The sequence below is a fragment of the Ornithinimicrobium cryptoxanthini genome (genome assembly GCF_023923205.1).
Classification (GTDB): Bacteria; Actinomycetota; Actinomycetes; order Actinomycetales; family Dermatophilaceae; genus Ornithinicoccus; species Ornithinicoccus cryptoxanthini.
This window is the reverse complement of record NZ_CP099490.1, coordinates 1274349-1293581: the sequence shown is the minus strand read 5'-3', so window position 1 is coordinate 1293581 and position 19233 is coordinate 1274349. Positions and strand designations below refer to the sequence as shown.

18 protein-coding genes are annotated in these 19233 nt (G+C 67.0%); all 18 read right to left on the bottom strand.

Annotated elements, in window-relative coordinates:
• Positions 1–3: 3 nt before the first annotated feature.
• Entirely contained in the window at positions 4–1137 is a 1134-nt protein-coding gene (locus NF557_RS06030; protein WP_252622631.1) for a DivIVA domain-containing protein, read from the bottom strand.
• A 45-nt stretch (positions 1138–1182) separates the two neighbouring features.
• Positions 1183–2076, bottom strand: coding sequence for a type II secretion system F family protein (locus NF557_RS06025; protein WP_252622630.1), 894 nt, complete (start codon positions 2074–2076; stop codon positions 1183–1185).
• Positions 2077–2085: 9 nt separating this feature from the next.
• Positions 2086–3048 (bottom strand): type II secretion system F family protein, encoded by a 963-nt coding sequence (locus NF557_RS06020; protein WP_252622628.1) that lies wholly within the window; start codon positions 3046–3048, stop codon positions 2086–2088.
• The gene (locus tag NF557_RS06015; protein ID WP_252622626.1) at positions 3045–4556 is read right to left on the bottom strand and encodes a TadA family conjugal transfer-associated ATPase; all 1512 of its coding nucleotides are present in this window, start codon (positions 4554–4556) and stop codon (positions 3045–3047) included. The genes NF557_RS06020 and NF557_RS06015 overlap by 4 nt, the downstream gene beginning before the upstream one ends.
• On the bottom strand, positions 4553–5749 hold the full coding sequence (locus NF557_RS06010; RefSeq protein WP_252622624.1) for a CpaE/TadZ family protein: 1197 nt from the start codon (positions 5747–5749) through the stop codon (positions 4553–4555). The genes NF557_RS06015 and NF557_RS06010 overlap by 4 nt, the downstream gene beginning before the upstream one ends.
• Entirely contained in the window at positions 5746–6615 is an 870-nt protein-coding gene (cpaB, locus tag NF557_RS06005) for a Flp pilus assembly protein CpaB (protein WP_252622622.1), read from the bottom strand. Before cpaB ends, NF557_RS06010 begins: the two co-directional genes overlap by 4 nt.
• 5 nt (positions 6616–6620) lie before the next feature.
• Positions 6621–7622 carry a pilus assembly protein TadG-related protein gene (locus NF557_RS06000; RefSeq protein WP_252622620.1) on the bottom strand — a complete coding sequence of 334 codons (1002 nt, stop codon included), beginning with the start codon at positions 7620–7622 and terminating at the stop codon, positions 6621–6623.
• A complete protein-coding gene (locus NF557_RS17780; RefSeq protein WP_370584460.1) occupies positions 7610–7999 on the bottom strand; it encodes a TadE/TadG family type IV pilus assembly protein in 390 nt (129 codons plus the stop codon). The genes NF557_RS06000 and NF557_RS17780 overlap by 13 nt, the downstream gene beginning before the upstream one ends.
• 169 nt (positions 8000–8168) lie before the next feature.
• Entirely contained in the window at positions 8169–8351 is a 183-nt protein-coding gene (locus NF557_RS05995; RefSeq protein ID WP_252622618.1) for a Flp family type IVb pilin, read from the bottom strand.
• Positions 8352–8563: 212 nt separating this feature from the next.
• A complete protein-coding gene (locus NF557_RS05990; protein ID WP_252622616.1) occupies positions 8564–8737 on the bottom strand; it encodes a Flp family type IVb pilin in 174 nt (57 codons plus the stop codon).
• A 159-nt stretch (positions 8738–8896) separates the two neighbouring features.
• On the bottom strand, positions 8897–10216 hold the full coding sequence (gene ftsZ, locus NF557_RS05985; RefSeq protein ID WP_252622614.1) for a cell division protein FtsZ: 1320 nt from the start codon (positions 10214–10216) through the stop codon (positions 8897–8899).
• A 132-nt stretch (positions 10217–10348) separates the two neighbouring features.
• Positions 10349–11227: a cell division protein FtsQ/DivIB gene (locus tag NF557_RS05980; RefSeq protein WP_252622612.1), complete on the bottom strand. Its 879-nt coding sequence runs from the start codon at positions 11225–11227 to the stop codon at positions 10349–10351.
• On the bottom strand, positions 11227–12702 hold the full coding sequence (gene murC, locus NF557_RS05975) for a UDP-N-acetylmuramate--L-alanine ligase (protein ID WP_252622610.1): 1476 nt from the start codon (positions 12700–12702) through the stop codon (positions 11227–11229). The genes NF557_RS05980 and murC overlap by 1 nt, the downstream gene beginning before the upstream one ends.
• Positions 12699–13844: an undecaprenyldiphospho-muramoylpentapeptide beta-N-acetylglucosaminyltransferase gene (murG, locus tag NF557_RS05970; RefSeq protein WP_252622608.1), complete on the bottom strand. Its 1146-nt coding sequence runs from the start codon at positions 13842–13844 to the stop codon at positions 12699–12701. Before murG ends, murC begins: the two co-directional genes overlap by 4 nt.
• 13 nt (positions 13845–13857) lie before the next feature.
• Positions 13858–15117 (bottom strand): putative lipid II flippase FtsW, encoded by a 1260-nt coding sequence (gene ftsW / locus NF557_RS05965; RefSeq protein WP_252622606.1) that lies wholly within the window; start codon positions 15115–15117, stop codon positions 13858–13860.
• Positions 15114–16679 carry a UDP-N-acetylmuramoyl-L-alanine--D-glutamate ligase gene (gene murD / locus NF557_RS05960; RefSeq protein ID WP_252622604.1) on the bottom strand — a complete coding sequence of 522 codons (1566 nt, stop codon included), beginning with the start codon at positions 16677–16679 and terminating at the stop codon, positions 15114–15116. Before murD ends, ftsW begins: the two co-directional genes overlap by 4 nt.
• Positions 16676–17791 carry a phospho-N-acetylmuramoyl-pentapeptide-transferase gene (gene mraY, locus NF557_RS05955; RefSeq protein ID WP_252622602.1) on the bottom strand — a complete coding sequence of 372 codons (1116 nt, stop codon included), beginning with the start codon at positions 17789–17791 and terminating at the stop codon, positions 16676–16678. The genes murD and mraY overlap by 4 nt, the downstream gene beginning before the upstream one ends.
• Positions 17791–19233 (bottom strand): UDP-N-acetylmuramoyl-tripeptide--D-alanyl-D-alanine ligase, encoded by a 1443-nt coding sequence (locus NF557_RS05950; RefSeq protein ID WP_252622600.1) that lies wholly within the window; start codon positions 19231–19233, stop codon positions 17791–17793. Before NF557_RS05950 ends, mraY begins: the two co-directional genes overlap by 1 nt.

Below are 19233 nucleotides of genomic sequence, written 5' to 3'. Positions count from 1 at the left end.
CAGTCACCGGTCCCAGTCCTCTTTGTCGATCGCGATCAACTGGTGGTTGACCAGCGCGCGCACTCGCTCGCGATATTCTCGCGCCGACGTGTCCAGTTCGGTCACCCGCGCCTCAAGTGCCTCGCGGCGGGTCGCGAGGTCAGCCAGGATCGCGTCGCGCTCCAGCTGGGCGTGCTCCATAAGTTTGGTGGCCTCAGAACTGGCCAGGCGCACTCGCTCGTCGTAGTCCCGCTGCGCCTGGTCGAGCAGCGCAGTCTGTTGCCGCTGGGCCTCTGCCAGCAGTCGCTCGCTTGAGATGCGTGCCGTCTCCCTGGCGTCATCTCCTTCTTCCCGAGCAGCCGCAATGAGGGCGGCAGCCTCGTCCTGGGCTTGCTCAAGACCCCGATGACCCTCGGCGATGATGCTCTCGCGCTCCAGCGCGGCCTCCCCCAGGAGGCGCTCGGCCTCGTGCTGCCCTGATGTCAGGTGATCACGTCGGATCCGGTCTGCCAGCATGGCAACCATCGAGGACTGCGCGATCGCGTCCGTCTCTAGACCGTCGCCGAATGGGATCAACTCCTCCACGACATCGGCGCCGAGGTGTTCGGTCGCAGCGGCGCGCACGTCCGCGCTGACCTTTGCCAGTTTTTCCCGCAGTTGCGCGGCGTGCCGCTCGGCAGCCTGCGCCAGTTGGTCAGCAACTGCGATGCGCTTCTTGCTGTCGTCTACCGCCGCGTTGGCGTCTGCACGAACCGTGTTGACCTTCTGCTCCAACTTGAGCAGGTCGTCGTCGAAGCGCGCCCGGATCTCCTCCAAGCTCAACTCCTTGGCCTCCTCAGCGAGCGCAGCCGCCTGTTGGGCTTCGGCGATCCTCCGGTCGGCGTTCTCCATCTCGGCGACGAGGGCGTTTCGCTCCTTGCGGACATGCGCGAGCTGTATCTGCTCTGTTCCGAGTTGGTAGCCAGAACTATCGTCCGGGCGAGCCGACTTGAGATGGTTGACCTCCGCCTGCTGCTCGTCCACAAGGGCGTTGAGCCGCCGCAGCTCGGCCACGACCTCTTCGAGGAAGGTGTCAACCTCCTCGCTGACGTAGCCGCCCCGGAAGCGGGCGGTGTTGTTAAAATTCTTCCGGACGACGTCCTCGGGCCTCAGTGGCATGCATGTTTCCTTGTCGGTCGGCAACGGGCGTGAGGCGGCTCGTACCTACGAGAACGCATCGATGATGTTGATGACGGCTGGTCCCATAATCACGATAAAGAGCACCGGAAGAATAAACAGGATCAGGGGAAAGACCACCTTGACCGGGATCTTCATCGCCTTCTCCTCGGCCCGCTGCCTGCGCTTGATGCGCATCTCACGGGCCTGCGTGCTGAGCACGCCCGCGATCGAGATTCCGTTGGTTTCTGCCTGGTTAAGCGCTCTCACGAATCGGCCCAGATCCTGGACCTGGGTACGTTCCGCCAGATCGGAGTAGGCCTGACGGCGCGGGCGCCCGACCTGAATGTCCTGAAGCGTTCTGATCAGTTCCTCCGACAGCGGACCCGAACCATGCCGGGCAACGTGAGCGAGTGCGGCCTCGAAGCCTAGACCAGCCTCCACTGCAATGGTCAACTGATCCATCATGTCAGGGAGTTTCTCCTGGATCGCCTGACGACGTTCCTGGCCCTTGCTAAAGAGTAGAAGTTCGGGGGTGGCCCACGCCAACACCGAGATGAATACCGCTAGGAGGAGTATCCGCGGGCTGGGGCTCTGAGCCACGAGCAAGAAGCCGACGCCGACGAAGGCCGCGGTGAGCACCAATTTCGTGACCAGGATGCGCTCAAGGGGCCAAGCTGCCGGGCGGCCCGCTTTACTGAGCAAGCTATCGATCCAGCGAACAGCAGCCATGGGGGTCAGGGACTTGGCGAGGTTGACCAGGGCGCCTCCGGCGACCTGGGGGTCCCCCGCCGACTGTCCAGTGTGAAGGTCTCGGTTGAGGATCGCCAGTGTCTGCTGCCGACTGCGCCCGGGGCGGGCGGTGAAGGCAAAGGCAAGCAACGGCAGGGCCACTGCGACGCAGCCAGCGGCCACGATTATGAGGGGGTTTACGTTGTCCACGGGGCGACCTCAGAACTTGATCTTGACGATCTTGGACAGCCAGACCGATCCGACCGTCATCAGAACCATAGCGAGGAGAATCAATGCGTACCCGATGGGGCTCTGGGTCAGGCCCAAGATGTATTCTGGGTTCAAAATTAACAGCATGAGGGTCACGCCAACAGGGAGGGCAATCAACACGTAGGCCGAAAGTTTCCCCTCAGCCGAGAGTGCCGAGACCTGTCGTCGAATCTGGTTGCGCTCCCGGATGGTCTCGCCCACGGTGTCCATCACCTCGGCCAGGTTGCCGCCAACCTGCCGGTGGATCGCGATGGCCTGGGAGATCCAGCGAAAGTCGTCGCTGTCCATCCGGTCGGCGGTTTCATCCAACGCCTCGCCAAGGTCGCGACCAACTCTTACCTGATTGACCACACGCGCGATTTCGCTAGATCCGGGCTCTTCCATCTCGCGGGCGACTGAGTCCATCGCTTGTAGCACTGAGTGCCCGGCGCGCATGTTGCTGCCTAGAAGTTGCACCAAGTCGTCCAACTGGTCGGCGAAGTTGGCCCGCCGTCTGTTGGCGCGGAAGGACACAAAGACCAGAGCCCCGGCAACAGCCAGGCAGGCCAGCATGATGGCAACGATCAAGCCACCGATAACCAGTCCCAGCGCAGCGCCAGTGAGCGCCGCGGCACCGACAAGTAGGATGAACTCGGGGACCGATCGTTTGATACCAGCGAGATCAAGGGCATGCGATGCCGAGTCGGCACCACCCCTGCGTCGGCGGACGAGACGATCGATGAGTCCGGTGCTGGCATCAGTCGCCTGAGTGATGAGGGAGGGCGTGCTTTGCACACCGTAGCGTCGACGATCCATTGGGATCGCATGCGAGGGGACGATGAATACGTATGCCGCGATAGCGACGGCGAGCACGAGTGCCCCTGCCGCAAGCCAGACGCCATTGGACCCGGCGACGAGTGTGTCCCAGCTCATCGACGCATCCGGAAGTCGGCGGTGTCGAAGACCTCGTAGGGCAAGTCGATGCCCTGCTCTAGAATTCGTTCCGTGAACTGAGGTCGCACCCCGGTGGACTTGGTGGTCCCGAGGAATCGACCGGTGTGGTCGACGCCGGCGTGGTAGTCGAAGGCGAATGCGTCCTGGAGGGTAATAATCTCACCCTCCATGCCCTGCACCTCGGTGACATGGGTGACGCGGCGCGTGCCGTCTCGCAGTCGAGTCAGGTGCACGATCACATCGATGGCCGAGGAGATCTGTTCACGGATCGCCCTAAGTGGCAGTTCCATGCCAGCCATCAGCACCATGGTTTCGAGACGCGAAACCGCATCGCGGGGCGTGTTCGCGTGGAGTGTGGACAGGGAGCCTTCGTGACCGGTGTTCATCGCCTGCAGCATGTCCAGGCTCTCGCCGCCACGGACCTCGCCGACGATAATCCGGTCAGGGCGCATGCGCAGCGAGTTGCGGACCAAGTCACGGATGGTGACCTCACCGCGACCCTCGATGTTGCGGGGCCGCGACTCCAAGCGCACCACGTGCTCCTGCTGCAACTGGAGCTCCACGGCATCCTCAATGGTGACGATACGCTCGTCGCCGGGAATGAAGGATGAGAGCACATTGAGTAGGGTCGTCTTGCCTGTTCCGGTGCCACCAGAGACAAGCACGTTGAGCTTGGCCTGCACGCAGGCGCGGAGAAGGTCGACCATCTGCGGTGACAGGCTGTCCTTGGCAACCAGGTCGTCAACCATGAGCGGGACTTTGCCGAACTTGCGGATAGTAAGGGTTGATCCGCTGAAGGCTAGGGGCGGAATGATGGCGTTGACGCGGGACCCATCCTCTAGGCGGGCGTCTACCAGCGGCGACGATTCGTCGATGCGTCTGCCGACTCGGCCGACAATCCGCTCGATGACGCGCCGGAGGTGTTCCTCGGATGCGAAGTGGACGTCAGCACGGGTCAACCGACCCTCTCGCTCGACGTAGACGTTGTCTGGGCCGTTGACCATGATCTCCGTCACGGAGTCATCGTCGAGCAGGTTCTGCAGCGGTCCGTATCCGAGGACGTCGTCGGTGACCTCACGGATCAAGCGACGACGCTCATCTGACTTCAACGGCGTCTCAGCCGCCTGGACGAGTTGGGTGAGCTCCTTGCGCACCAACTCGTGCAGTTGCGCCTCGCTCATCGACGTGTCACTCAGCCGCGACCCCAACCTGGAGAAGAGTTGTTGGCGTGCCTCCGCCTTCAGCGTGCTGAGCGCATCAGTCGGTCGTGCGCCAGAGTCTGTGCGCTGCTGTTCGGGCTTGGGCGACGTAGTCGGGGCAGTTGCTGGCGATTGGTCACCCCCTACGGGTGGCGACTGGACCGATGCATCGTCTCCCTTCGTGACCTCAGCAACGACAACTTCCGCTGGGAGCTTCGGCTGCTCGTTGGGCTCTCGGTGCTTAGCTTCGCGCTGTTTGGCAGCGGCCAGACGTTCAGAAAGGTTCATTGGTCTCTCCCCCTGTGCCGGGCACCCCAACTGAAACCAGAGCGACGCACCTTGATCGGGCTGAACCGGGCGACCATAGCCTCCAGGTCTCGACTTATCCGGTCGCGACCCGGGGACTCCAATATCGGGTGGCCCCGGTTTGTCGCGGCCACGAGCTTGCTGGACCGGGGGATCGTGAAGTCCACCCTGCGCCCGATCGTCGCCTCAACATCAGCCACCGACAGTCCCCCAGAACGCTCAGCAAAGTTGACGACAATGTGCCGGGTCGCTGGAGGCAGGTCCAACTCGTCAAGCAGTTCCATCTCCTTGCGTAGGCCGCGCACCCCCGGCACGTCTAGGCTGCTGACCAGAACAAGATCCGTTGTGTGGTCAAGCGCTGCGAGCGTATGCGCCCCTAAGCCCGGAGCGGTGTCAAGCACGACATACCGAAATTCCATCTTGAGCAGGCTGATGATCGTTGAGACGTGGCCGGCCGTGACCTCGTCGGCCTCAGCAGGCGACTTGACACCGCTCAGCACGTGTAGCCCCGTGCGATGCTTCGTGAGCAACGTCTTGAGGCCCATGACGTCCTGAAGTGCGGAGCCATGCACCACATCCCCGAGCGTGTAGGTGGGGTCGAGGTCCAGAGCCGCCGCCACGTCACCGAACTGGATGTCCAAATCGACAAGGACGGTGCCTTGCGGTGACTGGTTCGCCAACCCGACAGCCAGGTTGGTAGCGAGTGTGGTCTTGCCGACCCCGCCCTTAGGCGAAGCAACCGTGATGACGCGTCCGACGGCAGCCGACTCGCTCTGTCCCGCGCCCGACGCTGCGGCGGCACTTGCTTCCACGGCTCGTCGCAGCGCCCAACGCATCTCGTCGATAGACAACGTCGGCTCAACCAGATCTCGCACGCCGGCACGCAGGGCCGCCAAACCCAACTCTGCGGGCCGATCCGTGACTAGGAGCACAGCTACCCGGGGAAACTGCTCCTGGAAGCGCTCGGCCAGCCCGAGCGAGGCATCCGGTGCGTCCTGGCCGGTGACATCCAGAACGACAGCTTGAACAGGTCCAGACCCATTGAGCAGCCCTAGCAACTGGGCCGGACCGGTGGGTACCTGCTCCGGCGCCAGCACGAACAGATCATCCCCAGATGCCAAGCGCACTCGACGAGCAAGGTCGGTCGAGCCGCTAGCCAGGATTACTGAACTCATTCGATGACGCCAGTCACGAGGCTTGGCGCTGCTGGCACGACGGCATCGATGTCAGCCTCATCCGCGGCGTCAGGCGAGAGGGTCAACCACACGGTCCCAGTCTGCATGGTCTGGATCACGCGAGCGGCGTCCTGGGCCTCTAGGGCGATGGTGACATGAATGGTGTCCTGTGCCTCGCCGCCCTCCTCGGTCTCCGTGGGCGTGGCGAGATAGCCGCCTTCGACCCGGACCACGAGCACCTTGTCGAGGACCAGGTCGGTGAAGGTGATGGACTCGCTTCCGCCAGAACCGCCGCTGTCTCCCCCTCCCTCGCTGTCGTCGGAACCTGAGTCGTTCGACTGTGCTGCATCGGGGTCCCACACCAAATCGCCATTGGGTCCGATGACCCAGCCAGTGGGTGGTTCGAGCTCGAACGTTGCGAACAGGCCAACCGTGTCACCCGGAGCAATGCTGCCTCCAAGCGCCTGAGGATTAGGCAGGTTGATGGTCAGTTGATGCAGACCCTGTGCTTCTTCCGGCACCACGTAATCACCGCTGCGACGCAACTCTTCCTGGGTGACGAAGGAGCTGGCTAGCACCTGTTGGCCGGCAGTCAGGTTGTTGGCGGCCACGAGACCCTCGACATCCTCCACGGACTCCAGTGCGCCATCCGCGACATAAGTTCGAGGAATCTGTCGCACTTCAAGTCGCGTAGCGAGGTCGTCGGAATCCCCTCGAGCGATCGTCTCGGTAGCCACCAGCACATCCACGGTTTCCTGGTCACCCATGGCTCGCTCGTCGGCGTTATTCGCGTAGTTGATGACGAGGAAGACGCCAACGGCAGCGAGAATCAGTGCCGCCAGAGCGGCGATAATGCGTCGTGCCATGTGCGTTAGTCCTTCTTAAATCGAACGACAAGGGTGTCCGGATCAGTCACGGGACCCAACTTGAATGCGTCATCGACAGACACATATTGAACAAAACGACCATAAATACAACTTTTATGTGACCAGCCCGGATTGCTTGAGCACCTATTTGCCGGCATATCTGCTCCGTGCCGCTCATTTCCAGACTGAATCGCAACTCCGGCGAGTTCGAACGAAGCAAATTTGTAAACGTAGAACGCGTGCCCGTTTCCATTCACGCCATTCGTCCCATCAAAGACAGGGATCAGCACCTTGCGAGGCCAACTCTTTGCTTCTTCAGCCCACTTGCATTCGGTGCTATCGTTGTTACCTGGGTCACCTGGCACCAGGACCGATTTGCTTGGCTGAAGTTCAGCATAGTCAGCCACACAGTCGGTACCATTGAGCCACCCAAATCCGCCATTCGGATAATCATAACTACTACAATTTGGGTCCTTGTCGTTCTTCTTCGGGATCCAAACCTCGACATATTCCCCAGCTTGTGCGATCGCAGAGTTGAATACGCACTCAGAGAACACGATCGGAAAACCTGCGCCAGCAATCGGCGTTCCCCACTCCACCGTGGCGCTAGCCGAAATTTCTGAACTTTTTGGCCCGCCGGGAAGGATGGGGATAAACCAATGGTCCTGCTCCCCCTCTGCCAGAACAGTCAACACGCTTCCCGTTGGACCTTCGGGACATGACGGATCCCCAGTCGCGGAACCATTATTGATATTGTCTTGAACCCAATTTGTAGCCTCAGTAGGGTTAGCGGCAGCTGCACAACCGTCAAAGGCATGGTCTTGGGCCAGGGCGATAGCCGCGGCATCTGCGCCGTTCTGGAGTTGTTGCTTCTTTACGTAGGAGGCGCCGAGGTCGATCGCCAGGCCAGCCGCGCCGAGCAACGCAGTCAGCAATAGGGCGACCAAAATTGCAGCTGCGCCGCGCTCAGGCGAGGCCCTTCGAACAACTCTCGCTACCCGCCGCATCGCATGTCAGCCTTCCCCGTCAGAGTAATACCGTCGAACATTGCGAGTTCCAAGAGCCCAGTCATGGTCCGGTAATTCTCGACTTTCGCGGTAGCCCTGACGACGCATCCATCAGCAGTCGTTAGGACCTCAATACCTGGCTCGGCCCCAAATGAACCAGCCCGCTTAGTGATTACTTCTTTAGCCTTAATCTCATCATCCCGGATCGCCATCTCGCGCGCACCCTCACGAGCAGCTTGAGACAGCGCTCCCTGAATCATCCAGACACGCCCACCCTCGAAGATTCCGACCACGAGCGTGATGAGAAGAATGGCGACTAGAGCGAACTCGACGGCAGCGGCGCCGCGATCGAGACGCCTATGACGAGTTGGCTGCACGCATAACTCCGTGGCTAATTGCTCGGGCAGAAGGGGACAACTGCATGGACTTTCGGTTGAAGCGGGGCCGTGGTGGCTCAGGCGCGCTTGATGAGCCACCACGGCGACATTCCATCGTGCGGCGACAGCGAGATGCCCCGCTTGGGTCAGCCGCGGGTGTGGTGGAGCCCTACAGGGCGTCCGAGACCGACGTGAAAAGCCCGTCCAGGGCCGTGCCGACGAGCGCGACCGCGGTAATAATGAAGATCGCGATGAGGGCCACGATCAGGCCATACTCAACGGCGGTGGCTCCGCGCTCCTTGTCCTCGAAGCGGTCACGCAGGGTGGTGATGAAGTAGGCCAGAGCAGCCATGTGTTGATCTCCTTGTGAAGAGCCGGCTGGGGGGCGGTTGCGCCTGCGCCGGTGCGGAGCCGGAGACGGGGTGCTCCGACTTGTGTGGCCCAGGGGTCCCCCGAACCTGAGAGGATCCTGACAGACAATGCAACTTTCGGCAAGGGCTCGACTGTAACGTTTCTATAACGCCACTTGACCAACGCTTTACCTGACTCCTCAACGGGCTACGGTCAGGGGAAGCCGTCCGCAGCCGCCTGATAGAGCGCAACGACCTGCGTGCCGACCGCGGCGACCGCGACGGCGATCACGACCGCGATCAGGCTCGCGATCAGGGCGTACTCCACGGCAGTAGCGCCGCGTTCGCGCAGGTCAGCAGGCTGCTGGCGGAACAGGCGTCTAGACATGGTGGCTCCTCAGAGGTGTCGATCTGCAGGGATCATGGCACTGACTGGCGTAAAAGACAAGCGCCCCAACCGAAATCGGTTGGGGCGCTTATGATTTGTCGCGGTTGAGCTGATCCAATGTTTCCTCGGTCGATTAGTGACCAAGATCACAATCGTTGCTCACTTCAAGAAGTCGGGCACGTCCAGGTCGTCGGAGTCGTCGAAGGTGACGGGTTGCGGCTGGCGCGGCGGCTGCTGCGGCTGACCCTGGGGCGTTTGCTGGGGCTGGCCCTGCGGACGCTGACCGCTCTGGCCGGGCGCCTGCTGCGGCTGGCCCTGGGGCGCCTGGGCGGGGCGCTGCTGGGGCTGGCCGTGCGGTGCCCCCGCCGGACGCTGCTGCGGCTGCCCCTGGGCCGGTCGCTGCTGGGGCTGCCCCTGCTGCTCGAGCCGCTGCTGGGGCTGGCCCTGGGGCTGGCCCTGCTGCTGCGGCGGTCGGTTGGTGCCGCCGGCCTGGACCTGGCCGAGCGCGCGCTCGTCGGTCCGCTGCATCGGGGCTCCGCCGTCGAAACCCGCTGCGATGACAGTGACGCGCACCTCGTCGCCGAGGGAGTCGTCGATGACTGCGCCGAAGATGATGTTGGCCTCGGGGTGGGCGGCCTCCTGGACGAGGCGGGCGGCCTCGTTGATCTCGAAGAGGCCGAGGTCGGAGCCACCCTGGATCGAGAGCAGCACGCCGTGCGCGCCCTCGATGGAGGCCTCGAGCAGGGGTGAGGAGATGGCGAGCTCGGCGGCCTGGACAGCGCGGTCCTCGCCACGGGCCGAACCGATGCCCATCAGGGCCGAGCCGGCGCCCTGCATGACCGACTTGACGTCGGCGAAGTCGAGGTTGATCAGACCCGGGGTGGTGATCAGGTCGGTGATGCCCTGCACACCAGAGAGCAGCACTTGGTCGGCGCTGCGGAAGGCGTCGAGCATGGAGACCTGACGGTCCGAAATGGACAGCAGCCGGTCGTTGGGGATGACGATCAGGGTGTCGACCTCCTCGCGGAGCTGGCCGATGCCGGTCTCGGCCTGGTTGGCCCGACGACGACCCTCGAAGGTGAATGGGCGGGTGACCACACCGATGGTCAGCGCGCCGATGCTCTTGGCGATCTTGGCCACGACCGGGGCACCACCGGTGCCGGTGCCACCGCCCTCACCGGCGGTGACGAAGACCATGTCCGCGCCGCGCAGCGCCTCCTCGATCTCCTCCTGGTGGTCCTCGGCGGCCCTGCGCCCGACCTCGGGGTCGGCGCCAGCGCCCAGACCGCGTGTCAGCTCACGGCCCACGTCGAGCTTGACGTCGGCATCGCTCATCAGGAGCGCCTGGGCGTCCGTGTTGATGGCGATGAACTCCACGCCCTTGAGACCGACCTCGATCATCCGGTTGATGGCGTTGACGCCACCACCACCGATGCCGACGACCTTGATAACTGCCAGGTAGTTCTGCGCAGACGACACTGGTGGGACCTTCCATGATGAACCGGTATGACGGACCAGATGCGGCCAACAAGACGCGCCATCTAGAACCTGTTCCGGCGAGCATACGTCGTGATCGGATTGAGACCCAGCCCGCTAGACCTCAAGTTGAGGTCAATCTGTGGGTGAGGCGGTCTGCAGGCCGGTCACGACGGGCGTCGACGGGGTCGACAGGTCGATCTCGATGGGGCCTGTGACGGGGTCGACCTCACCGGAAGGGTCGATCCCCTCCTGCTCCAGCAGCCCCTCCAGAACCCTGCCCTTGAGCTCCGCACTGGTGCCGTCGCCCCACCGCACCGTGACCGAGCCGACGGTGAACTCCAGGCGTCCGGCGGCGTCGAGCCGCAAGTCCTCAGCCTGCCGCGCCACCGCGGCGGGAAGGGCACCCGGGAGGGCCAGGGCTGCCTGCAGGTGCGCCGGGTCGAGGTCGCCCTTGGGGGCGCGGACGGTCGGCAAGTCCTCGGGCGCCTCGTCGGCCGTGTCATAAATTACGCCCTGGGCGTCCGCGAGGAGCACGCCCCGCAGGCCGCTGTGTTGCACGACGAGCGCGGGCTGACGCAGGGTCAGCTCGAGAGTGAGCGTCGAGGGCCAGGAGCGGCCCACGTCGACGTCGGCCACCCGCAGGTCCTGCAGCACCCGCTTCTCCACCGCGTCGGTGTCGACCCGCGCCATCGGCCGCCCGATCGGGACGCCGGCGTTGGCCTGAGCAAGCTCGGCGACCTCACCGTCAGCACCGGTCGTGGTGATCTCCTCGACCACGAAGGCGGTGGACCATCCGAAGAGGAAGACCACCCCGCCCACCAGCGCCGCAACCAGAGCCAGCACCGCGACGATGCGCCACGGGCGGGCCCGCACCTCGGCGGCGCGGGCCCGGAACTTCTTGTGGGCCCGGGCTTTGTCCTTGGCCTTGGTTTTACCCCTACCTTTGGCCGTGGCCTTGCCATTGGCGGACCTCAACCTCTGGTCGAGGTCCTGCTTCTTCCTCATGCGCATCAGCGCTGCCCCCTTGTGAGCTCCTCCACCAGCGGCACGCCCAGCTCGGTGACGTCACCGGCCCCGACGGTCAGCACCAGGTCACCGGCGCGAAGCAGGTCCGCTACGAGCGGCACGACCTGCTCACGGTCGGCGACGAAGTGCACCTGCGGCCCCTGCACCAGCTCGGCGATCGTGGCCCCCGTGACGCCCTCGAGCGGGTCCTCGCGCGCTCCATACACATCCATCAGCACCACGACATCGGCGGCGGACAGACCGGCTGCGAACTGCGCCGCGAAGTCGCGGGTGCGGCTGAACAGGTGCGGCTGGAAGATGACGACCAGGCGGCCACCCTGCGGGTCCGCGTCGACCAGGCCGCGACCGGCAGCCACCACGGCGGCGACCTTGTCGGGGTTGTGCGCATAGTCGTCGACGACGTGCACGCCGGCGCCCTCGCCGACGTGCTCGAAGCGGCGGTGCGTGCCGGGATAGGCCGCGAGCCCGGCCAGCACGGCGTCCAGGTCCTGGCCCAGCCCGGCGGTCGCCGCGAGCAGCGCTGCGGCGGCGTTGGCCAGGTTGTGCACGCCCGGCATCGGGACGGTCAGCGTGCGGGTCGTGCCGGCGGGGATCTCGTCCACGTCGCGCTGCCAGGTCAGCCGGGCGGCGGCCGTCATCGAGTCCGGGCGCAGGTCGCTGAGCCAGACGTCGGCGCTCTCGTCGGTGCCGAAGGTGGCCACCGCTCCCCCGGCGTCACGGCGTGCCGCGGCCAGGTTCGCAGCCCCTGGGTCATCGGCGGCCGCGACCAGGAGGCCGCCCTCGCGGATGGTGCGGGAGAACCCGGCAAACGTGGCCTCGATCGTGGACAGGTCGCCATAGAAGTCGAGGTGGTCGGGCTTGATGTTGGTCACGACCGCGACCTGTGGGTGATAGGTCAGGAAGGACCCGTCGCTCTCGTCGGCCTCGATCACGAACGGCCCGGTGCCCGGGGCGGCGTTGGTGCCGCGGCCGCCGGGTGTGGTCAGCTGGGAGCCCAGGACATAGGCCGGGTCAGCACCGGAGTGCTGCAGGGCCACGGTGAGCATGCCGCTGGTGGTCGTCTTGCCGTTGGCGCCGGCGACCGCGACGGCGTCCCGCCCCGGCAGCAGGGTGGCGATGCCCTGGGCGCGGTGCAGCACCCGCAGTCCGCGATCCCGTGCGGCGGCCAGCTCGGGGTTGGTCTCGCGGATGGCCGAGGAGATGACCACGGTCTGCACGTCGTCGGCCAGGTTGGCCGGGTCCTGGCCGATGAAGACCCGCGCGCCCTCCGCCGCCAGCGCCTGCAGGGTCGTGCTGTCGCGCGCGTCAGAGCCGGAGACGCGCACGCCGGCCGCCAGGTGGAGGCGGGCGACGCCGGACATGCCCGACCCCCCGATCGCGATGAAGTGGACCGGCCCGAGGTCAGCCACCGGTGGCACCGGTTCGGTGAAGTCGAACCGGTCGTTGACACCCGCCGTCATGCCGGACTGCTCCCCGTGTCGCTGCGGTCGGAGTCACTGCGGCTGGAGTCACGGCGGCCAGCGGCGGCCAGCACCATCTTGGCCAGCTCCTCGGCGGCGGTGCGGTCGCCCATCACGGCGGCCTCGTCGGCCATCTGGCCCAGGCGCTCCTCGTCGGCGAGCAGCGGCAGCACCGTGTCGCGCACCCAGTCGGCGGTGACGTCGGCGTCGGCGACGAGCAGCCCTCCCCCGGCCGCGACGACGTCGGCGGCGTTGAGCCGCTGCTCACCGTTGCCGATCGGCAGCGGCACATAGATGGCCGGCAGACCGACGGCCGTCAGCTCCGAGACCGTGCCGGCACCGGCGCGGCAGACGGCCAGGTCAGCCACGGCATACGCCAGGTCCATCCGGTCGGTGTAGTCGACCACGACATAGGGACACTGGCTGTCCGACTCGACCTCGACCGGCTTGCCCGCCCCGGTCAGGTGCAGCACCTGGACCCCGGCCGCGCGCAGGTCGGGGGCGGCGGCGGGGAAGGCGTCGTTGAGCCGCTGCGCGCCCAGCGAGCCGCCGAAGACGAGCAGCGTGGTGGTGCCCTCCTGCAGCCCGAAGTGGGCCAGGCCGGCCCCGCGCAGGGCGGCGCGGTCCAGGTCGGCGATCTCCCGGCGCATCGGCAGACCGATCACCGTGGAGTTCGCCAGGCGGGTGGCGCCAAAGGTGGTCGCGACGTCCTGGGTGAAGCGGGCGCCGAGGCGGTTGGCCAGGCCCGGGCGCGCGTTCTGCTCGTGGATGACGATCGGGGTGCCGGTGCGTCGCGCCGCCAGATAGGCCGGGGTCGCGACATAGCCGCCGAAGCCGACGACCACGTCGGCCTCGACCTCCCTCATCACCTCGCGGGCCCGGGCGATCGCCCGGCGGATCTCGGAGGGGAAGCGCAGCACGGCACCGTTGGGGCGGCGCGGGAAGGGCACCTTGGGCAGGATCTCGAGGTCATAGCCGCGCTCCGGCACAAGGCGCGCCTCCAGACCCTCCGCGGTGCCCAGGACGGTGATGCGGCAGTCGGGGGCTGCGGCGCGCAGGGCATCGGCGGTCGCCAGGAGGGGGTTCACGTGGCCGGCCGAGCCACCGCCGGCCAGGACGACCGAAACGGGTGAGTCATGCATCAAGGGACTCCGATCAGCGTCGCCGGAGCCGGGGAGTCGGCACCACTGCCAGGGTACGCCGCAGCATCGAGGGCCGGCCGGACAGCGACTCGCGGCAGCCCGGCAGCGACCGGGCCAGCGCGAGCAGGATCCCGACGCCGATCAGCGCCGCCACCAGGGCCGAGCCGCCGGAGGAGACCAGCGGCAGCGGGACGCCGATGATCGGGAACATGCCGATGACCGAGCCGATGTTGATCATCGCCTGGGACAGGAACCAGACCATGATGCCGGCCGCCGCGACGCGCACGAAGAAGTCGGTGCTGGTGACCACGATGCGATAGCAGGCATAGGCGATGAGGAAGAAGAGCGCGAGCACGGTGAAGGTGCCGGGCAGGCCGAGCTCCTCACCGATGATCGCCATGATGAAGTCGTTGTGCGGCTCGGGCAGCTGGCCCCACTTCTCCTTGCTGCCGCCCAGGCCGAGGCCCCACCAGCCGCCGTCGGCCAGGGCATACTCCGCGTGCACCTTCTGGAAGCAGCCCTTGACGTCGGGGTTGACGCAGATGCCGCCGACCCAGGCCTGGATGCGCTCCATGCGGTTGGCGCTGCCGACCGCCATGTATGCCGCACCGCCGGCGGCCAGTGCGGCGACCCCCACGAACCAGCGGGCCTGCACCCCGGCGGCAAACATCACGCCTCCGGTGATCGCGACCAGGATCAGCACGGTGCCCAGGTCGTGGCCGGCCAGGACGAGGCCGATCAGCAGGGCAGCCCCGGGCAGGACGAACGGGATCAGCACGTGGCTGATGTGGCCGAGCACCTTGCGCTTGCGGGCCAGCACCGCGGCGCCGAAGACGACGAGGGCGACCTTGCCGAACTCCGACGGCTGCACGGAGAAGCCGGCCACGCTGATCCAGTTGCGGTTGCCCTGGAAGTCCGTGCCGATCGGGCTGAAGACGGCCAGCTGCAGGAGGACGGCGAGGAGCAGGCCCCACGGGGCCAGCTTCTTCCACACCCCCACCGGGATGCGCGCGGCGAGCATGGCCAGGACGACCCCGCCCCCGGCATACATCAGCTGGGTCAGGAAGACCTTGTAGGAGTTGCCGTCCTCCCAGTAGGACGTCACGCTCGAGGCCGACAGCACCATCACCAGCCCGAGGGTGACGAGCAGAGCGGTCGAGACCAGGATCAGATAGTAGGGCGCCACAGGCGAGCGCAGCCGCACACCGATGCCCGCGACGACTGACTCCCGGCCCGCCTCGTCACGCCGGATGGGCAGCAGCGTCGACGTCATGAGCTCTCCCCGCCGGCCCTCCGCCGCACCGCGTCGGTGAAGGCGTCTCCCCGGACCCCGTAGTTGGCGAACATGTCGAGCGACGCCGCGGCGGGCGCGAGGAGCACGACGTCACCGGGCTGCGCCAGCCCCCGCGCGGCCTCCACAGCCTCATCCATCACTGCAGTCACATCGACAGTCTCGCCCGTGGGCACCTCGACCACCGGGATCTGCGGCGCGTGTCGGGCCAGCGCGGCGGCGATCTGGGCGCGGTCCTGCCCCAGCAGCACGGCGGCACGCAGCCGGCCGGCCGCCCCCGCGACGAGCGCGTCGACGTCGGCGCCCTTGAGCTGACCGCCGGCGATCCACACGATGTGCTCATAGGCCGCCAGCGAGGCCTGGGCGGCGTGCGGGTTGGTCGCCTTGGAGTCGTCGACATAGCGGACCCCGTCGATCTGGGCGACCTCGGTGATGCGGTGCTCGGCGGGGGTGAAGTCGCGCAACCCCTGCTGGACGGCCGCGGGCGGCACCCCGAAGGCCCGGGCCAGCGCGGCAGCGGCGAGGGCGTCCGCGACCAGGTGCGGGGCCGGTGCCCGGTCTGGGTCGCCGCCAGTCAGGTCGCTCCCAGTCAGGTCGCGCAGCGTGGCCAGCTCGGCTGCGGAGGTCTTGCGCTCGGTGACGAAGGCGCGGTCGGCCAGCACGTCGTCGACCACCCCGAGCATCGACAGGGCCGGCGTGCCCAGGGTGAAGCCGATCGCGCGGCACCCCTCGATGACGTCGGCCTCCTCGACCATCGCCTCGGTCGCGGGGTCGTCGTGGTTGTAGACGCAGGCCACCTGGGTGTGCTCGAAGATCTTGGCCTTGGCCGCGGCATAGGCCTCCTGCCCGCCGTGCCAGTCCAGGTGGTCGGGGGCGACGTTGAGCACGCACGAGGCCAGTGCTGAGACCGACTCCGACCAGTGCAGCTGGAAGCTGGACAGCTCGACGGCGATCACGTCGAACGGCTGCGGGTCCAGCAGCGCCTCGAGCACCGGGGTGCCGACGTTGCCGGCGGCGATCGTGCGCAGCCCAGCCGCCCGCAGGATCGACTCCAGCATCTGCACGGTGGTCGTCTTGCCGTTGGTGCCGGTGACGGTCAGCCAGGGCGCCGCCCCGGTCGCCGGACGCATCCGCCAGGCCAGCTCGACCTCCCCCCAGATGGGTATGCCGGCACGCGCCGCCGCGGCCAGCACCGGTTGGTCGGGGCGCCAGCCGGGAGAGGTGACGACCAGGTCTGGGGAGATCGTCGTGCCCTCGTCCGCAAACCAGGGCAGGTCGGTGGTGTGCTCCGGGCCGAGGCGCACGTCGGCGCCGAGGATCTCCAGGAGGCGGGCGCGCTCGTCCTGGGCGCTGGCGCCGGTGCCGCCGTCGACCACGATCACCTGCGCGCCGCGCTCGAGCAGCGCGTCGGTGGCCGCGAAGCCGCTGATGCCCAGACCGGTGACGACCACGCGCAGCCCCGCCCAGTCGGCGTCGCGGTGGGTCAGCCCGGCGAGGCGTCCCTGCCCTAGGTCGCTGCTCCGTCCTGCGTCGTTGACGGTCACAGGCCCACCACCCACTCGGCATAGAAGATGCCCAGGCCGGCGGCCACACACAGGCCCTGGATGATCCAGAAGCGGACCACGATGGTGACCTCGTGCCACCCGATCAGCTCGAAGTGGTGGTGCAGCGGGGCCATCCGGAAGACGCGTTTGCGGGTCATCTTGAAGCCGGCGACCTGGATGATCACCGACATCGTGACGATCACGAAGAGGCCGCCGAGGAAGATCATCAGCAGCTGGGTGTGGGTGGTGATCGCCAGGCCGGCCAGCGCGCCGCCCAGGGCCAGGGAGCCGGTGTCGCCCATGAAGATCTTGGCGGGTGAGGCGTTCCACCACAGGAAGCCGAAGCAGGCGCCGGCGACACAGGCGGCGACGACGGCCAGGTCGTGGGCGTCGCGCACGTCATAACAGTTGGGGCCGGGGATGATCTGGCAGTTCTGGTTGAACTGCCAGATGCCGATCAGGACATAGCCGCCGAAGGCCATCACCGAGGCGCCGGTGGCCAGGCCGTCGAGGCCGTCGACCAGGTTCACGCCGTTGGAGGCGCCGGTGATCATGATGTTGGCCCAGAGGACGAAGGCGATGAGTGCGCCCGCCGTGCCGAACACCGCGAGGTCGAGGTTGGTGTCGCGCACGAAACTGATCGCGGTGCTGGCCGGGGTGCGGTGCGAGCCGCCGGGGAACTGCAGGGCGAGCACGGCAAAGATGACGCCCACCAGGCCCTGGCCGATGAGCTTCTCGTGGGAGCGCAGGCCCAGGCTGCGCTCCTTGGAGATCTTGGTGAAGTCGTCGGCGAAGCCCACCAGGCCCAGCCCCGCCATCAGGAAGAGCACGAGCAGGCCGCTGACGCTCATCGAGCTGCCGGCGAAGTCCATGAAGCCGGTGGCCGAGATGAGCTGCAGCAGCAGGTGGGCGCCGAAATAGCCGATCAGCGTCGCGCCGATGATGACCGCGCCGCCCATGGTGGGCGTGCCGCGCTTGGTGTGGTGGCTGGTCGGCCCGTCGTCCCGGATGAACTGGCCATACTGCCGCCGCACCAGGAACTTGATGAACAGCGGGGTGCCGACCAGGGCCACCACCATGGCGATGCCCGCAGCCAGGACGATGGTCACCATCAGGGCGCCCCGTCCCCGGTGGTCGGGGTGGCGGTGGTCGCTGTGGCGTCATCCGCCGGCTCGACCAGGGCGTCGCCGAGGAAGCGCAGGCCGGAGTCGCGGCTGGACTTCAGCAGGGCCACGTCGCCGGGGGCGAGCAGCGCCTCGAGCAGCTCGCGGGCCTCGTCGGTGTCGGAGCACTCATAGCTGGTGGTGCCGCCGGCGGCGGTGAAGCCGGCCGCGACCGGCAGGGCGCCCTCGCCAACGACGACCATGGTGTCGATGTGCAGGGCGGCGGCGAGCTCGCCGATCGAGCGGTGCTCGCGGACCGAGTCCTCCCCCAGCTCGCGCATCTCCCCGATGACCGCGACCGTGCGACCGGAGCCGCTCATCACGGCCAGGGAGCGCAGCGCCGCGCGCATCGAGTCGGGGTTGGCGTTGTAGGCGTCGTTGACAATCGTGACGCCGTCGGGACGCTCGTGGACCTCCATGCGCCACCGGCTGACCGCGCCGGCCTGGCCGAGGGCCTCGGCGATCTGCGGCACGGGCATGCCCAGCTCGTGGGCGACCGCCGCGACCGCCAGCGCGTTGCCGACGTGGTGCGGGCCGTGCACCCGCAGCGCGACCGGGACGGCACTCTCGCCGGGGACGCGCAGGACGAAGCTGGCCTGACCGCGCACGTTGATCTCGACGTCGTCGGCGCGCACGTCGGCGTCCGGGCTCAGCCCCACGCTGACCACGCGGGCCCGGGTCTGGTCGGCCATCGCCAGCACCACCGGGTCGTCGGCGTTGAGCACCGCCAGCCCGTCGGCGGGCAGGGCCCGCACCAGCTCGGCCTTGGTGTGCGCGATCGCCTCGCGGCTGCCGAACTCGCCCAGGTGGGCGGTGCCGACGTTGAGCACGACGCCGATCCGCGGCGGGGCGACCTTGGTGAGGAACTCGATATGTCCGACCCCGGAGGCGCCCATCTCGGCGACGAGGAACTGGGTCTCCTCGGTGAGGCGGCACACGGTCAGCGGCACGCCGACCTCGGAGTTGTAGGACGCGATCGGCGCCACTGTCGGCCCGAGGTGCGACACGACCTGGGCGGCCAGGTCCTTGGTCGAGGTCTTGCCGGAGCTCCCGGTGATGCCGATGATCTGCAGGCCACCGGCCGCGGTGCACCGGTCGACGACCTCGCGCCCCAGAGCGGCGAAGCCGTCAGTGGTGTCGGGGACCACGACGCAGGGCAGCTCGGTGACGACCCGGTCGGTCAGGGCGCCGACGGCGCCTTTTTCGGCAGCCGCGCCGACGTAGTCGTGACCGTCGGCGTGCTCACCCTGGCGTGCGACATACAGACTGCCGGGGTCGACCTCGCGCGAGTCGGTGACGACCGTGGCGGTGACCACCGTGGTGGCCGCCTCCGGAGGGTGCACCTGCCCACCGGTTGCCTCGGCGATCTCACCGAGGGACAGCTCGATCAC

What these genes read in the sequence shown, in the direction of transcription:
- NF557_RS06030 (WP_252622631.1), bottom strand. Translation starts at nt 1,137, where the DNA reads ATGCCACTGAGGCCCGAGGACGTCGTCCGGAAGAATTTTAACAACACC.
- NF557_RS06020 (WP_252622628.1), bottom strand. Translation starts at nt 3,048, where the DNA reads ATGAGCTGGGACACACTCGTCGCCGGGTCCAATGGCGTCTGGCTTGCG.
- NF557_RS06015 (WP_252622626.1), bottom strand. Translation starts at nt 4,556, where the DNA reads ATGAACCTTTCTGAACGTCTGGCCGCTGCCAAACAGCGCGAAGCTAAG.
- NF557_RS06010 (WP_252622624.1), bottom strand. Translation starts at nt 5,749, where the DNA reads ATGAGTTCAGTAATCCTGGCTAGCGGCTCGACCGACCTTGCTCGTCGA.
- cpaB (WP_252622622.1), bottom strand. Translation starts at nt 6,615, where the DNA reads ATGGCACGACGCATTATCGCCGCTCTGGCGGCACTGATTCTCGCTGCC.
- NF557_RS06000 (WP_252622620.1), bottom strand. Translation starts at nt 7,622, where the DNA reads ATGCGGCGGGTAGCGAGAGTTGTTCGAAGGGCCTCGCCTGAGCGCGGC.
- NF557_RS05995 (WP_252622618.1), bottom strand. Translation starts at nt 8,351, where the DNA reads ATGGCTGCTCTGGCCTACTTCATCACCACCCTGCGTGACCGCTTCGAG.
- NF557_RS05990 (WP_252622616.1), bottom strand. Translation starts at nt 8,737, where the DNA reads ATGTCTAGACGCCTGTTCCGCCAGCAGCCTGCTGACCTGCGCGAACGC.
- NF557_RS05980 (WP_252622612.1), bottom strand. Translation starts at nt 11,227, where the DNA reads ATGCGCATGAGGAAGAAGCAGGACCTCGACCAGAGGTTGAGGTCCGCC.
- murC (WP_252622610.1), bottom strand. Translation starts at nt 12,702, where the DNA reads ATGACGGCGGGTGTCAACGACCGGTTCGACTTCACCGAACCGGTGCCA.
- murG (WP_252622608.1), bottom strand. Translation starts at nt 13,844, where the DNA reads ATGCATGACTCACCCGTTTCGGTCGTCCTGGCCGGCGGTGGCTCGGCC.
- ftsW (WP_252622606.1), bottom strand. Translation starts at nt 15,117, where the DNA reads ATGACGTCGACGCTGCTGCCCATCCGGCGTGACGAGGCGGGCCGGGAG.
- mraY (WP_252622602.1), bottom strand. Translation starts at nt 17,791, where the DNA reads ATGGTGACCATCGTCCTGGCTGCGGGCATCGCCATGGTGGTGGCCCTG.